Origin of the sequence: Desulfobulbus oralis, assembly GCF_002952055.1 — a bacterium.
Taxonomy (GTDB): Bacteria; Desulfobacterota; Desulfobulbia; order Desulfobulbales; family Desulfobulbaceae; genus Desulfobulbus; species Desulfobulbus oralis.
The window spans coordinates 2,038,734-2,053,857 of record NZ_CP021255.1 but is presented as its reverse complement, the minus strand read 5'-3'; the positions used below and the strand labels follow the sequence as shown (position 1 = coordinate 2,053,857).

General features: G+C 59.9%; 14 protein-coding genes and 1 pseudogene. 5 read left to right on the top strand and 10 right to left on the bottom strand.

All coding sequences use genetic code 11. The features are described 5' to 3' along the window. Nucleotides 1-113: 113 nt before the first annotated feature. The 5 genes from CAY53_RS09125 to CAY53_RS09105 all read right to left on the bottom strand — a co-directional run bounded on the left by CAY53_RS09125 (nt 114) and on the right by CAY53_RS09105 (nt 5,005). Complete coding sequence (locus CAY53_RS09125; protein WP_104936846.1) at nt 114-1,946, bottom strand: DNA topoisomerase IV subunit B; 1,833 nt, start codon at nt 1,944-1,946, stop codon at nt 114-116. Between the two features lie 30 nt (nt 1,947-1,976). Then, nucleotides 1,977-3,272, bottom strand: a complete 1,296-nt coding sequence (locus tag CAY53_RS09120; RefSeq protein WP_181040252.1) for an AI-2E family transporter — start codon at nt 3,270-3,272, stop codon at nt 1,977-1,979. Nucleotides 3,273-3,511: 239 nt separating this feature from the next. Next, nucleotides 3,512-3,979 carry a 23S rRNA (pseudouridine(1915)-N(3))-methyltransferase RlmH gene (locus CAY53_RS09115; RefSeq protein ID WP_104936844.1) on the bottom strand — a complete coding sequence of 156 codons (468 nt, stop codon included), beginning with the start codon at nt 3,977-3,979 and terminating at the stop codon, nt 3,512-3,514. A 14-nt stretch (nt 3,980-3,993) separates the two neighbouring features. Beyond that, nucleotides 3,994-4,425 carry a YkgJ family cysteine cluster protein gene (locus tag CAY53_RS09110; RefSeq protein WP_104936843.1) on the bottom strand — a complete coding sequence of 144 codons (432 nt, stop codon included), beginning with the start codon at nt 4,423-4,425 and terminating at the stop codon, nt 3,994-3,996. 28 nt (nt 4,426-4,453) lie between these two features. Then, nucleotides 4,454-5,005 (bottom strand): YqgE/AlgH family protein, encoded by a 552-nt coding sequence (locus tag CAY53_RS09105; protein WP_017866067.1) that lies wholly within the window; start codon nt 5,003-5,005, stop codon nt 4,454-4,456. Between the two features lie 196 nt (nt 5,006-5,201). On the opposite strand from CAY53_RS09105, the gene CAY53_RS09100 reads away from it, so the two are divergent. After that, nucleotides 5,202-5,387: a hypothetical protein gene (locus tag CAY53_RS09100; protein ID WP_104936842.1), complete on the top strand. Its 186-nt coding sequence runs from the start codon at nt 5,202-5,204 to the stop codon at nt 5,385-5,387. Nucleotides 5,388-5,425: 38 nt separating this feature from the next. Further along, entirely contained in the window at nt 5,426-5,932 is a 507-nt protein-coding gene (locus tag CAY53_RS09095) for a shikimate kinase (protein ID WP_017866069.1), read from the top strand. On the opposite strand, the gene CAY53_RS09090 is transcribed toward CAY53_RS09095, so the two are convergent. The 5 genes from CAY53_RS09090 to CAY53_RS09070 all read right to left on the bottom strand — a co-directional run bounded on the left by CAY53_RS09090 (nt 5,933) and on the right by CAY53_RS09070 (nt 11,682). Further along, complete coding sequence (locus CAY53_RS09090; RefSeq protein ID WP_104936841.1) at nt 5,933-7,051, bottom strand: M24 family metallopeptidase; 1,119 nt, start codon at nt 7,049-7,051, stop codon at nt 5,933-5,935. 1 nt (nt 7,052) lies between these two features. Further along, nucleotides 7,053-7,652, bottom strand: a complete 600-nt coding sequence (locus CAY53_RS09085) for a DUF6657 family protein (RefSeq protein WP_104936840.1) — start codon at nt 7,650-7,652, stop codon at nt 7,053-7,055. Between the two features lie 61 nt (nt 7,653-7,713). Next, nucleotides 7,714-9,090, bottom strand: a complete 1,377-nt coding sequence (gene rsmB / locus CAY53_RS09080; protein WP_104936839.1) for a 16S rRNA (cytosine(967)-C(5))-methyltransferase RsmB — start codon at nt 9,088-9,090, stop codon at nt 7,714-7,716. Continuing rightward, entirely contained in the window at nt 9,091-9,843 is a 753-nt protein-coding gene (gene surE, locus CAY53_RS09075; protein ID WP_104936838.1) for a 5'/3'-nucleotidase SurE, read from the bottom strand. It abuts the gene before it with no gap. A gap of 18 nt (nt 9,844-9,861) precedes the next feature. Then, a complete protein-coding gene (locus tag CAY53_RS09070) occupies nt 9,862-11,682 on the bottom strand; it encodes a M48 family metallopeptidase (RefSeq protein WP_104936837.1) in 1,821 nt (606 codons plus the stop codon). 473 nt (nt 11,683-12,155) lie between these two features. Between CAY53_RS09070 and CAY53_RS09065 the strand changes: the two genes are divergently transcribed. The 3 genes and pseudogenes from CAY53_RS09065 to CAY53_RS09055 all read left to right on the top strand — a co-directional run bounded on the left by CAY53_RS09065 (nt 12,156) and on the right by CAY53_RS09055 (nt 15,038). After that, the gene (locus CAY53_RS09065; protein ID WP_104936836.1) at nt 12,156-13,127 is read left to right on the top strand and encodes a hypothetical protein; all 972 of its coding nucleotides are present in this window, start codon (nt 12,156-12,158) and stop codon (nt 13,125-13,127) included. Nucleotides 13,128-13,672: 545 nt separating this feature from the next. Next, nucleotides 13,673-13,973 (top strand): annotated as a pseudogene (locus CAY53_RS09060) (transposase); the annotation flags it as partial. 156 nt (nt 13,974-14,129) lie between these two features. Then, on the top strand, nt 14,130-15,038 hold the full coding sequence (locus tag CAY53_RS09055; RefSeq protein ID WP_104936835.1) for a carbohydrate kinase family protein: 909 nt from the start codon (nt 14,130-14,132) through the stop codon (nt 15,036-15,038). The last annotated feature ends 86 nt before the right edge of the window (nt 15,039-15,124 follow it).

Below are 15,124 nucleotides of genomic sequence, written 5' to 3'. Positions count from 1 at the left end.
ACAGAAAAAAGGGACAAGAAGCATGATCGATTGCCCGATCTAGGAGTCCCTGTTGCCTGAATTGAAAGCAATGAGTATACGCACCCTTCCCTGCCGTTCTTCCGCAACAGACCTCATACCGGGTCTGCCACCAGATGTTCCATGATGTACTGCTTGCGTTCGGGCGTGTTCTTGCCCATGTAGAACTTCAGCACCCGGCCCACTTCACTCAAGGAGTCGAGCTGCACCGCTTTGATGCGCATGTCCTTGCCGATAAAGCGCTTGAATTCCGGCGGGGAAATCTCGCCCAGGCCCTTGAAGCGCGTGGTTTCAATGCCTTTGTCTCCCCGGCCCCTGGCATTCAGGCTCTGCACTGCCGAGATCATTTCCGCCTCGGAATAGCAGTACAGGGTTTTTTCCTTGTTGCGCACACGAAAAATCGGGGTTTCGAGAATATAGAGCTTGCCCTGCAGCACCAGTTGTTCAAAGTACTGCAGGAAAAAGGTCAACATCAGATTTCTGATGTGCAGGCCGTCCACATCGGCATCGGTCGCCACAATGATCCTGTCAAAGCGCAGATTCTCGACACTCTCCTCGACATCCAGAGATTGCATGAGCGCATACATCTCCTCGTTCTTGTACAAAACGTCCAGCCGCTGCCCAAGCACATTGAGCGGCTTGCCCTTCAGACTGAAGACCGCCTGTACCATCGGGTCGCGGGAGCTGACAATGGAGCCGGCGGCTGACTGGCCCTCGGTAATGAAAATCATGTTCTCCCGGCCCGCCTTGGAGGGCTTGCCGGCGGCCGGGTGGTATTTGCAGTCCTTCAACTGGGGAATGTTGAGCACGATCTTTTTGGCCCTTGCCTTGGCATCCCGGCGGACGGACTGCAGTTCCCGGCGGACCTTTTCGTTGCGCTGGACCTTGTCCACCAGCACTGCGGCCACATCGGGAAACTTGTAGAGATGCGTCACCACCGCATCCTTCACGGCCTGCACAATGGGGGCACGGATATCGGTGTTGCCGAGTTTGTTCTTGGTCTGCGACTCGAACACTGGCTCCTGCACCTTGACCGCCAGAATACCGATGATGCCGTCACGTACATCCGGGCCATTGAACTTCTTGCCGGTGAATTCGTTGATACCCTTCAGTATGCCCTCGCGAAAGGCAGACAGATGGGTACCGCCCTCGCTGGTGTAGGTGCCGTTGACAAAGGAAAAATAGGTTTCTCCGTAGTCATCGTTGTGGGTAAAGGCAAATTCCAGGGTATTGCTGGTCAGGTGCAGCGGCGGATACAGCGCCTCTTCCTGCAGCTCCCGGCCGAGCAGGTCCAGGAGTCCCTGTTTGGAAAGATAGTGCCGGCCGTTCCAGACAAGGGTCAGGCCCGAGTTCAGATAGGCATAACGCCAGAGCCGCTCCTCCACGATATGCGGGTCAAAGGCAAAGTCCGGGAAGATCCCGGCATCCGGCAGAAAGCTCACGAGCGTGCCGTCCTTTTCTCCGCTTTCGCCTGCTTCGTCGTGCACCAGCTCGCCCCGCTCGAATTCGGCCCGCCGGAAGTGGCCGTCACGGAAGGCGGTCACGGCAAAGCGGGCAGAGAGCGCGTTCACCGCCTTGGTGCCCACGCCGTTCAGGCCCACGGAAAACTGAAAGACCTCGGTATTGTACTTGGCGCCGGTATTGATGACCGACACGCATTCGATGACCTTGCCCAGGGGAATGCCGCGGCCATAGTCCCGCACCGTGCACTTTCCGGCCCCGTCAATCGCCACCTCGATGCGCTTGCCAAAGCCCATGATGTATTCATCGACCGCGTTGTCCAGCACCTCTTTCAGCAGAATATAGATGCCGTCATCCGGGTTGGAGCCGTCACCCAGCCTGCCGATGTACATGCCCGGCCGCTTTCTGATATGCTCCAGCGAACTGAGGGTTTTTATCTTGGATTCGTCGTATTCCTGTGGATTCATGCGGATATTTCCCGGTACTTGAAAACGGTCTCAGGCCATCGGCTGGGCAGGTCCGTCCCCCTGTCCAGAGGTGCTGTCCCCCGCACTGGCCGGCGGCGCGTTCTGGGCACCTTTGCCGTCCAGGTCCGGGAAAACCAGCGGATGATTGGGCCGGATGGCATAGCCAAAGATATAGGTGCAGACCGGCACGCCCAGGAGCAGACCCCAGAAACCGAACAGCTTGCCCGCCAGAGTCAGGATAATCAGAATGATGACCGAATTGATGCGCATGTAGCTGCTGTACACGCGCGGGTTCAGAACATAGCCCTCGATCAGGTGAATCAGGGTGATCAGCGCAATGGCCAAAAGCATGGTGTGCAGGCCCTGGGACTGCAGCGCCACCAGACAGATCGGTATGGAGCTGATGAACACGCCCACCACCGGGAAGAAGCTGAAGCAAAAGACAAAGACCGAGAGGAAGGCCACATTCGAGCCCAGGCCCAGGGCCATGACGCCAATGGCGGTCAGCGCGCTGTTCACCAGGGCGATGATGAGCTGGGCCTCCAGGGCCCGGCCCAGAACCAGCGAAAACTCGCGGATATTGTCGGCCACGGCCAGATAGATAAACCTGAGCCGCGTGTCGGCCAGGCCACGCACATGCCGACCCAGAACCGGCATGTCCAGCACAATCAGAAAGGAAAAGAGCAGGGACAGGAGGAAATTGGCGGTGAAGGTCAGCACCTTGCCGCCCACATTACTCAGGGTGTCGATGATCTGATTGAGGTTCTGGCTGCCGCCCAGATCCCCCAGGCCCAGCAGTTGCTGCAACAGAACGGCGGTGGGCGAATTGCGCAGGCCCTTGCGCTGCGGCTGGCCATGCTGCGGCGGACCCTGCACTGCGGGTCCCGCTTCCGCAGGCTCCGCGGCAGGCGGGGCGGCCTCGGCCAAAACCGGCAGGATCTCCTCCAGCACCGGATATTTTTCCGACAGGCGCTCCAGCTCCTCATCCACACGGTTCAGGTACAGGCCGAACTGGCTCACGAAGATCTGGGTCTGGGTCTTGACCTTGGGCACCAGAAAGATGCCGGCCGCGGTCAGCACGCTGATAAAGGCCAGGGCCACCACCACGACCCGCACGATGCGGTTGGGCAGGAGGCCCTCCACCCGCCGGCCCACCCTGGTTTGCAGGTAGGCAAAGACAAAGGTCAGGAAAATCAAAAGAAAAAACGAGCGCAACAGGTAAATCAGCCCGATGAGCAGGCCCCAGGCCAGGAGATTGGCCGCATGGGGCAAAAGGCGGTTCCAGAAGGACAGCGGGTTATCGGACGGGACTTGGGAACTATGCATACAATCCTGAAAACCATGGCCGGAAAGCAGGAAAAAAGACCGCAAAGATTGCGGTCTTTCCGAACTGACGCGGCGCATTGTACAAAAATGCGCCCCTCTTGTCGAGCGGGCCGCGAGCGGGCAAAGATCCCCAAGCGCTCCAGATACTCCGGAACCGCCGCCGGAACCACAGGCCGCCATCTTCAAAAGCGCCCAGCGCCCGGCTGTCCAATCAGGAATTTTGACAAACGCGTGCTTTGTTACAGATGGTAGGGATGACCCGCCCGGATGGTGCAGACGCGGTAGAGCTGTTCAAGCAGAATCAGGCGGCTCATCTCGTGGGTGAAGGTCAGGCTGGACAGGGCAAGCGGATAGCTGGCCCTATCCAGGAGGCTCTGCGCCAGACCCAGGTGACCGCCGATCAGCAGGGCCACGCTGGTCCTGCCCTGCTCTTCCCAGCGGGTCCAGAGATCGGCCAGCTCGACCGAGTTCAGGCTCATGCCCCCCGCATCCAGGGCCACCAGCAACTGCGCGCCCCTGGCGGCGGCAAGCAGCGCCTGGGCCTGCAGCTCCTTGGTGCGTTCCTCCGGAGCGCCATGCACGTAGGGGTCTTTCAGAACCGGCATCTCGAGCTGGGCGTAGCGGCCCAGCCGGGCGGCATAGTCCTGGATGCCGGCCTCAATCCAGGCGGATTTGGTTTTGCCCAAAAAGGGAATCACGAGTTTCATTCGCCTCTCCTCCTTTAAAAGCCTCCGGCCATGAGCGTGCCGTTGGCAATCAGGGTTTTGAAGATGCGGCAGAAGCTTTCATAGCCCAGCTCCTTTTTCAGCCCGGGACAGGACGCCGTGATGGTGAGAAAATTGGCTTCGTCAGTCAGGATGCTCGGATGCAGCGGCCATTGCCGGCAGCGCCAGGGACGGCCTGCGTGCACGGTACACCCCTTTTTTCCGTCATAAAAAATGCAGTGACCATCCCGCACCTGCATCTGCACCTCGCGACCGTTCACGCGCCAGAAGCGGTGCAGGACCTCTTCCCGGGGCAGAGCCATCAGGGTCGCCATACGCTTCTGGTCGGCCTCGTTCAGGGAAACCGTGGTCTCGCCGTGGCAGCAAAAACCGCAGCAGGTACACTGAAAAATATCGGCGACAACAGGGATTCGGGACAGGGCTTCCATAACAGGTCATTTCTGGGAAAGGGAAAAATCAGGCATTGCCGACGATATCGCCCAGCTGGCTCATATCGATGCCCACGAATCCGGCCGCCCGTTTCCAGCGCTGGCTGGCCGGCGTGCGAAAGATGAGATCCGCATCGCCCTGCGCCACCAGCCAACTGTTGTCTTGCAATTCCCGCTCCAACTGGCCCGGTCCCCAACCCGCATAACCCAGAAGGAACAGGAATTCGCCGGGGCCTTCGCCCTTTGCGATGTCATCCAGGATCCGGGAATCCCGGGAAACGAAAACGCCGGGCTGGATCTGCATGGCGAAACGGCTGGGGACTTCGGCCGTAAAGAGCAGGAAACCGGCTTCCGGCTCCACCGGACCGCCCAGATAGACCGGCGCTGCCGGGCCTTCGGTAATGGGCAGGTTCGCCCCCAGAAGAATGTCGTGCAGGGTTATTTCCGGACTGGGATTGTTCACGACCAGCCCCATGATCCCGGTCTCGTTGTGGGCGCACAGATAAATGACCTGCCCCCGAAAACGGGGATCGGGCATGTGGGGGGTGGCGATGAGAAAGTGTCCGCTCAGGCTGTCCATAGGCAATATACGGGATTGTATTAAGGCTATATAGCGCGGGGGGCGCGCCGGTCAAGCCGGAATTCGGGCAATGAAGCGATCGCTCTGCCGGGGCGACATGGATCCTGCTTGTAGGCCGCGCTGCAATCGGTTATAGGAAGGGCGACAGTGCAGGCAACAAGCCTTATCCATTCATCCCAGCGACGCGAGGACCATCATGGCTGGAGAATCTCCCCTCAACAACCGTTCGGACAAACTGAAAAACGCCATTACCTATGTTTCGGAAATCATGCAGGCGAATCCCGGCAAAGACCGGAACAAGGTCGTGAACGAGGCGCTCATGCGCTTTGACCTTTCACCCGCGGACAGTGAATTCTTTTTGAAACACTTCGGCGGGCAGTAGTAAACACGGAGCGCCGTCCAAAAGCGGCGCTTCTTCGTATGCACAGCAAAAAAGGCAATATTACGCTGATCGGCATGCCAGGCGCCGGCAAAAGCACCATTGGCGTCATTCTGGCGAAAAATCTGTCCCTGGCCTTTCTCGATACCGACGTGCTGATTCAGTTGCGCCGTCAGTGCCCCCTGCAACGGCTTTTGGAGCAGTATGGCCATCTGGGGCTGCGCCGGATAGAGGAAGAAGAGATCTGCCAGTTGGACGTGAGCCGGCACGTGATTGCAACCGGCGGCAGCGCGGCCTACAGCGACCGCGCCATGCGGCATCTGCAGGCCGTGTCCCACATCGTCTTCCTGCAGGCAAGCTTTCCGGAGCTGCTGCGGCGCATCCACAACTTCGATTCGCGCGGCATTGCCAAGGCGCCGAACCAGAGCTTTCAGGAACTGTTTGCCGAGCGTCAGCCGCTCTACCAGCGCTACGCCGACCTCACCATCCCCTGTGACCAGCGCAGTCAGGACGAGATTGCCGAAGACATCGCGGCCAGACTGGACTGACTACAGATCGAGCCAGGTGCTGTCCCTGTTCAGCAGTTCACAGCCCGCCTCCGTCACGATCACCATGTTCTCCAGCCGGATGCCGCCCCAATCCGCCAGATAGAGCCCCGGTTCAACCGTCACCACCATGCCGGCCTCGAGTGTTTCCCGGCCCGAAGGCGAGAGCCGCGGGGCCTCGTGCACGGCCAGACCCACGCCGTGGCCCAGGCCATGCCCAAAGGCTTCGCCATAGCCCCCCGCTGCCAGCACCTGCCGCGCCGCGCGATCGACCTCGCTGCCGCTCACCCCCGCACGAATGGCGGCCATGCCGGCCTTCTGGGCCGCGCGCACCAGTCTGTGGCGCTCGAGATACTGCGCATCCGGCTCACCCAGCACAAAGGTACGGGACATGTCCGAACAGTAGCCGTCCAGCACCAGGCCCATGTCGATCAGGACGGTTTCGCCGGCCACGAGCCGCCGCCCGCCCGGCACGGCATGGGGCTTGGCCGCGTTTTCGCCAAAGGCCACGATGGTGTCGAAACTGGGCCGCTCCGCGCCCAGATCCAGCATAGTGCCTTCGATCAGGCGGGCCAGCTCGCGCTCGCTCATGCCGGTTTGCACCTGGGCAAAGGCCGTCTGGAAGACCCGATCGTTCAGTGCGCTGGCAGCCCGCACAAGCTCCAGTTCTTCCGGAGTTTTCACCACGCGCAGGCTCTCGACCAGACCACTTGTGGCCGTGAGCCGCAGCTTCAGCCGCTTCGCCAGCGCCTGCAGGCGCAGCCAGAGCGCATAGAGGCAATAGTCCGCCTCAAAGCCCAGTTGCCGTATACCCATCTCTGGCAGCAACTCCTCCAGCGCCTCCACGAGTCCGCGGCGGTACATGTATATCCCGTATTCCGGCGCTTCGGCCTCTGCCTGCAGGGTAAAGCGGGAGTCGGTGAGCAGCCGGGGCCGGCCGCTTTCAGGAATCAGGAGAAAACCGGCACTTTCCTGGATGCCGTTGTCCTCTGCGCTGTAGCCGCTCAGATAGCGCCGGTTTTCCGGCTGCGCCACCAGCAGCGCATCCAGTTGACGTTCGCCCAGCTCTGCCTGCACGCGTTTCAGGGCCGCGTGCGCGATCGCAGCCTGCCTGCCTGCCATCTCAGACTCCGGAGAGAGCAAAGAGTTGCGAACGACACTGTTCGAGGGCCTGACCGTACTGGCTGTTCAGTTCAGCCTCGATACGGCCCCATTCCTGGGCAAAACGCGGGTCCAGCGCGGGGTCGATCTTCGAGGCGTCGACCTTGATGCCCCGCTCCTGCGCCAGGCTCTGCTGCAACTGCATCCTGAGCTGTTCCTTCAACTGCTCCTGAATCTGCTTCCGGTGTTCTTCATAACGGCTGGCCAACTGCGCCAACTGGGCGCACAGGGCAGCCGCCTGCCGGGCTCCGCCGTGCAGGGCCAAAAGGCCGGCCAGGGCGCGCTCCACCCGCTTTTTGCCGCTCTCGTCCCGGGGCAGAAAGAGGTTGTGCAGCATGGTGGCCAGCATCCCGCGCCTGAGTGTGCCGCGTTCGGCTTCCGGCGCCTTGGTCAAGTGCCCGGCCAGCGACTCTGGCTTCTCCTCTGCATGATCCAGAAACTCCGCACCCAGTTGCCGGCCCCTGTGCAGAAGGGCATCCACGTGCATTTCCTCATCCGTGGCCCTGCCCAGGCGGGCGGCGCGTTCCAGCACCAATTCCATGGTGGATTTGATTTCAGACATACGAACTCTCCAAAGATAAAAAGAAAAAGTGCGGGAGCCAATATAGCCATCCAGGGCCGGACTACAAGGCACGCCGCAGGCAGCAGGCAAAAAAACCGTCGCAGCCGTCCGTGGGCCGGGAGGCGAAAGCGCCCCCTGCGCGGACCAGCTTGCGGGCCGTTTCCGGCAGCCGCAGGCTGGCCGGTTCGGGGGTAAAGGCCGAATGTTCGGCGAGAAAACGGCTGATCACCTGCATGTTTTCTTCCGGCTCCAGAGAGCAGGTGGCATAGACCAGAAGCCCCCCCGGCCGGAGCAGGGGAACGGCCTGCCGCAACAGTTCGATCTGCCCGGAGGCGTAGCGGGGCAGATCCTCCGGACGCCTGATCCAGCGAATGTCCGGCTGGCGGCGGATCACGCCGGTCCCTGAGCAGGGTGCGTCCACCAGGATGGCGTCGAATTTTTCGCCCTGATCCCGGCCCTGTGCCCTGGCAAAGCCCTCCAGGCGGCCGGCCAGCGGCTCGACCCTGCGGCCGGGGCCAGTGGCATGGCCCAGCCGGCTGAGATTTTCCAGCAGGGTGCGGAAGCGGAAGCGGTCCGGCTCCAGGGCCACAATCCGGCTGCCCGCAGGCAGCAGCTCCGCCAGATGCCCGGTCTTGCCGCCCAGCCCCGCACAGGCGTCCAGCACCCGCACCGGAGTGGAAAAACCGGACAAAAGCGGGGCAATCAACTGCGCCCCCTCGTCCTGCACCTGAAAGAAACCGGCCTCGTAGCCGGACAGGGTCTGCAGCGGACCGGGATAGCCCTCAACCACCAGGGCAACTGGTGAATAGCGGCCGGGACTGGCCCGGATGCCGCTCTTCTTCAGCAGGGCCAGAAAATCGGCCCGGCCGATCTTGCAGGTGTTGACGCGCAGGCTGAGCGGCGGCTCCTGATTGTTGAGCGCGCAGATGGAGCGCATGGCCGCCTCGCCGAACTGCGCCTGCCAGCGCGTGCACAGCCATTCCGGGTGATTGCAGCGCGGCCGGCCGTTCTCATCCACAAAAAAGCGGCCCAGTTGTTCCCGCTCCGCCGCGGCCCGCCGCAAAACCCCGTTCACAAAACCCACCAGCCAGGGCGGATGCCTGCCGCGCTTCGCGGTGTTGACCGTGCTGTTCACCGCAGCCGAGGCAGGGATACGGGAGAGGAAGGCAAGCTGGAAGAGGCCCACCCGCAGCGTCATGCGGAGCTGGGGTGTCATTTTGGCCAGGGGGTGAGTCGAAAATTCGGTCAGGGCCGCATCCAGGACTTCCTGGTGCCGGAGCACGCCGTAGACGATCGCCCGGGCCAGCCTGCGGTCAGCCGGTGCCAGCCGCCCGGCCCGGCTGTCGAAAAGCCGGTCGATGGGCGCAGGCTGCAAGGCCCACCGGGTGAGCGTGTCCACCGCCGCGGTGCGGGCATTTTCCTGGGCAGGGTTGGCCATTTACATCATCCATTCCCTTTCCAGATAGGCCAGACCTTCAACATTCGTCAGGTCGAGCTGGATGGGCGTGACCGAGACATAGCCCTCATGTACCGCCCGGTCGTCGGTGCCCTCGCCTTCCGACCACTGCACCGTACCGCCGCCGATCCAGTAGTGCTTGCGGCCCCAGGGGTCGTAGGTCTCCTGAATGGCATCTTTGTAGCGCCGGGTGCCCTGCCGGGTAAAGCGGATGCCCTTGATGTCCGCCGCGGCAATGGGCGGAATGTTGATGTTCAGCAGCGTGCCCGCCGGTTGCCGCCAGATGAGCGCCATGGAGGCCAGTTTCCAGGCCACGCCCGCGGCTACCTCGAAGCTGTAGGGCGGCGGGCCGGTGAGCGAAAAGGCGAGTGATGGAATGCCGTACATGGTGCCTTCTATGGCTGCCGACACGGTACCGGAATAGCTGATGTCATCGCCCAGATTCTGGCCCGGATTGATGCCGGAGACGATCAGGTCAGGCCGGTCGGGCAGAATCTTGTTGACCGCCAGGGCCACGCAGTCGGTCGGCGTGCCGTCCAGGGTATAGATGTTCTTCTCCAGCTCAAGCACCCGCAGCGGCCGGTCCATGGTGAGGGCGTGACTGACAGCGGAGTTGTCGCGTTCCGGCGCGACCACAAAGGCGTTGCCCAGGCTCTGCATGGCATCGAGCAGGGCGCGGATGCCCGGCGCATACACGCCGTCGTCATTGGTCACGAGAATAAGCGGTGAAGCCATAGTGTTGTATCCTTTGGGTTAGGGGTTCGCCAGCCATCTGCCGCGAAAGCGTTTCCGCTGTGCATCGTAATGTTGCACGTGCTGCGGGTCGAGCCGGGCGGCCCGGTCCAGAATGTGCAGGGCCAGATCCGGTCGTTCGTTGGCCCAGAGCGCGGTGGCCAAGGTGTCCAAAACGGGCGCGTTCTGCGCCAGGGCGGCCGCACGGTCGGCCAGGGACAGCGCCCGCTCCCGGTTGCGCAGCCCCGGGGTTTCGGCGCTCAGCAGCAGCCAGGCCAGATTGTTCCAGAGCCGGACCCTGAGGGCCTTGCCGCACTGCCCCTCAGGCCGGGACAGCGCGGCCTCGTAGCCGGAGAGGGCTGCAGACTCCCGTCCGGTTTCGGCATAAAAATCGGCCAGGTCCAGGAGCGGCTCGCATCCCTCCGGGCTTCGCTGCACCGCCGCCTGCAACACGGTCTCAGTGTATTGATTTTCTGCCCTGGCGGCAAGGCTTTCCCGGTCAGCCAGGAGGCCGAGGCCGCACAGGCAGGCCAAAATCAGGAAATACAGCGCCAGGGCCCGGCGTATCCTGCGGTGCTGGGCGCCCACCAGGGCGGGTTCGCTCTCGCAGCGGTTCAGCCAGGCCACCCGTTCGTCCAGGGAAAAGTGGTGCCAGTTGTGGCGTTCCCGCCGGCCGCCGCAGGCCCGGGCGATGACGAAAAAGGCGCTGACGAGCGGGCCGGCAGTGCCCAGGGCCCTGAACACGTGGCTGTCGGCCTGCCGCTCGAAGTTGCGCAGGAAAAAGCCGAACACAAAACGAAAATACAACAGCACCAGAGCCAGCAGCGGCACGGCGGTGATGGCGTCTGCCAGTGTTTCCGGCGAAAGCGGCAGGTATCGCATCATGAGGGGGAACAGGGTCGAAGCCATGATCCAGGACTGCGCCAGCGGAGCCAGGACGGCCAGAGTCAGGCTGAAGCCGCAGAAGATCGCCGCGTACCAGAGGAGATGATGGTGATATACGTGCCCGATTTCATGGGCAATCACGCTTTGCAGCTCCGCTTCGCCCAAAGTTTCGGCCAGCGCCGGGGTAAAGAGGAGATAGCGCAGCCGCGGCAGCAGCCCCAGGATGGCGGCCGTCAGGGCCTGTCCACCCATAAGGGGCCAGAAGTAAAGCCCGGCACGAAAGTTCTGGGCCGCGCAAAAGGCGGCAATCCGCATGCGGAAGGGGCCTTCCGGAATGGGCCGGCAAGCCCAGAGTCTGAGAATGAGCGGCGGCAGCAGGATCAGTAAAAAGGCCAGAAAGAGCGCAAAGACCAGAAATTCGTCCCAGGGCGCGGGCACCAGGCTCAGGAGCGCCTCCGGCAACAGGAGCCGCAGCACATCGACTGCCACCGCGATCAGAATCCAGGGCAAAACCAGCGGCAGATTTTGCCTGGTCTGCTGCCAGACAAAGGCAGGCGGGCTGAGAGCTCCGCCGAAAAAGACCTGAAAGCGTGACCTTCCGGCCAGCCAGGAAAGGGAGAGAAGTGCGAAAAACAGCGCAAGTCCGGCCAGATCGGCCAAGCCTTCGGTTTTGTCGAAAAAAGTCAGCGGCTGCAACCAGTATTTCAGGTCAAGACCGTAGAGCAGCGCGACAAAGCTGGCAAAGGCCAGGGCAAAGGCCTGGCGCTCGGCCCGAAACCAGGCACCGGGCGAATGGGCCGACGCAAAGGCCCGCCGCGAAGCCAGGAGATGCACAAGGCAGATCAGAGCGCCAAAGGCGAGGCTCGAGGAAGCGCTCAAACCTGGCGTCTCGGGGGCAGAGGTGCCAGCCAGCAGGAAGATCACGCCGAGAAAAAAAAAGAGCTGGACAGAAAGCATGAAAAACGAATTCAGGCAGAAAAATCGAAATGTGCTGTGCCACTGCGGCGCAGGCGGGCACTATAGCCGCTTCGGCCCGGACGCACAGCAAAAAAACGGCGGGAACAGGTGCAGAGGGCTGCATTGCCTCGCAGTCACCGCATAGCGCGGCAGCAAAAGGGGATACAGGAAGAGGCGGCTATGCGGCGCTTCAGCTCCGATGCTCTGGGGCCTCAGCAAAGCGTCCAGCGGAATGGGCGGACGATAGCCCCGGCTACGGTTCTGACTGCAGGAACCGTGGGTTCGGAAGACGGCGGGCACAGGGAGCAGGTTCATGATCTCTGATCCGGAGAAGTGGCGGATTGCGAAAGTCTCCTGAAATGGTACAGTGCTCAGGGGCTGTGGGCTGGAGCAGGCGCCTCTGGCCTGGCGTGAATACGAACTCCAGCCGGAATGATATTTCTCCTGCAACGAATCTCTGGCAAAGCAGAAGCATGAGGAAGCATGCCATGCGCTTATGGGTTATTCTACTGGGAATGGTCTTGCTGGTATGGGGCCTGAGTGCCTGCGGCGCCGGCTCCTGCTCAGGGTCTGGAGAAGGAAAAACAGCGGCTTTGCAGACTCCAGAGGAGCAAGAGGAGCAATTGATGCAGGCGCAGGAACGAGCTGAAGAAATTGCGCAGTTGAAAAAAAGGGCCACGGTTCCAGCCACACTGGGTCTGATCGGCTTTGATATAGAGCGAGATGGTATCTACTTTTTACAACTGGTTTTTGACCCCAAAGGCGCCCCGCTTCCCGCTTTTGAGCAGGAATTGCGGAACAATCTGGGTGGAGAGATTGAAATCGTTGTTAATGGTGACCCTTTCAAAACCATTCGCTATGAGGATTTTGTCGGCTTCGCCCCAGCCCCGGTGGGCGAGGGTTATGGCCCGGTGTACACCTTTCAGGTGGATTTCTCCTTGTCTCCTGGCTTTGGTAGTGAGCAGTTTAATTTCTATCCGCGTATCAGAGCCAACAAAGCCTGCAGTTATACCTTCTGTCTTTCCCGGAAAGCGGAATCCTTTTCCGAAAAGATGCAGCGGCGATTTTCATCTGCCAAAGACGGGGTCAAAACCAACAGACCAGCCAATAAGAGAGATGATCTGAACCATGAGGCGGAAGCAGTTCAGGTAAATTACTATGTGGAGATAGAAGGCAATTATGGATGCATTTTAGGGATAGACAAAACGACTTTTACAGGAATAGACAAAAACGATGATGAAGGATTAAAAAAATGGCAGGAGTATTTTAAATTTATTGATCGTAGCTGTGTAGGAACAATTAAGATATTTGCAGGAAACAATATAATCCAGACCATAGACTATAACAACTCATGGAGTAGTTCAAAATATAAAGAAAGAGTTGGCGACACCATTCAAGATAGCAACCATGGTGAATATAAAGGTTTTTATGGATATTCCTTTTGATTTGACAAAGAACCGCACGAGGGCTGGTATGGTTTTCGACCGGAAATTTTCTCCACCAGGAAACTGGTTATCGGCATTGATATACGTCGCTCATATATGCGGAAATAGTATTCGACTATAAATCATAGTAGTTATTTTAACAGGAGGCAAATCCATGACTCATGTTAAATCAGAAGCCAAACCAGAATATTATGTTATCATCAATAATGATACTCGCTCCTGGATAGCCATGGTTTCATTTATACCTGGTTGAAGATTCATGATTCTAAAGATGCGATAGACAAACTTTGATGTAAAGGTAAACAACGTATTTGCTGATAAACCTTGGCATTTTGATGAAGATGAAAAAGTAAAAGATAGGATTTGCAGTCAGCAGAATCTCATGCATTGAAAAGAAAAATTTATGTACCAATCAGTCTTTTGAAAAACTATATTCAGGTTCCAGAAATTGCAAATTTTAAGTGACGAAGAAGCAGTGACTTGCTCTTCTACCTTACGAGGTTTCTTCTCGCAATGCGCATTGCTGCGACTTTTTCAACGGGCTGTTAGCGCGCTGCAAAGCCAGCCTCAAGCGAGTACAAAATCTGCCATGTGACAGCGGCTACGCAGGCCAGCCCTTTGCGCGGGCGGTCAGGGACATTCTTGGAGAACATGTCAGCGTACAGATGGCCAGGCGCAGCGAGTTGCACGCCTTCAAGGTCGTGCCCAAGCGCTGGATCGTCGAGCAGGGCTTTGCCTGGCTGGAGAAGAACCGCAGCGTCTGTGGAAGAACTGCGAGCGGCTTTCAATACCAGCTTGCAGTTCGTTCATCTCGCATTTCCGGCTCTATTGCCGAAAAGATCGTGAACAGGCTCCAAGCCCTGCCCCGGTAAAATCTTGATGCAATTTTACTTCCAAAAGAGCATATTAAAACTGCGGTACGCAAGCACTCCTGTGTGACCGTCCACCAGCGCCTGACATGGCGCGTACCATTACGGATCAACGCATTTTCCGGACGCTTTGATGGTACTTGTTCTTGGCGAATCTCTTTTCGATGTCTTCCCCGCCTCCAACTCCAGGCGTTTTGGCGGCGCACCCTTCAACTTTGCCTGTCACCTGCAGCGCTTCGGCTACCCGGTGACCCTGGTCTCCCGCGTGGGCGCCGATAGCGACGGGCAGGAGATCCTCGACATCCTGGGCCGCTACAATTTCGATCTTTCCTTCATCCAGGTCGACCCGCTCCATGCCACCGGTCAGGCGATCGTCTCCCTGGACAGCCAAGGCGTTGCCTCATACAACTTCCCTGAAAACAGCGCCTACGACCACCTGCATTTGGATGACATGCCGTTTCCGGATGCACAGCCACCCGAGCTCGTCTATCTGGGCAGCCTGCTGCAACGCAGCGATGCTGCGCGGGCCCAGGTGCAAAGGCTGCTGGCCAGACTTCCTCGGAAAACCCGCATATTCTACGATGTCAACCTGCGTGCGGGCTGCGACCGCAGGGAAATTGTCGAAGGCACACTGCGCTACGCCCAGGTGCTGAAGATCAACGATGCGGAGCTCGGCTGGATCGGGGCCCGTTTCTACCCCGAAGCGAGCGAGCAAAACTGCATTGCCGGGCTGTTTGACAATTTCCCCGCCATGCGCCTGATCATGGTCACCAGGGGAGAGCACGGCAGCCACCTCTTCACGCGCCAGGGAGAAGAGGCTCACGCCCCGGCGCACAGCATCACCCTGGCCGATACGGTGGGGGCGGGCGACGCCTTTTCCGCCGCCGCAGTCATCGGCCTGTTGAAGGGTTGGGACATTGCCACCATCAATACCCGTGCCGCGGCATTTTCCGCGGCAATATGCGGCATCGCCGGTGCGATTCCGGCAGACGCATCCTTTTACCGGCAGCAGGCCTTTGCGCATTTTCGCCGCCTTGGCTGACAAAGCCACAGGCGCCGCGCCAACAGGACAGGAGCTGCGGCCATCGGTTCCCGGCGCGCTCCACAGAACACGATGAGGGAAGGGAT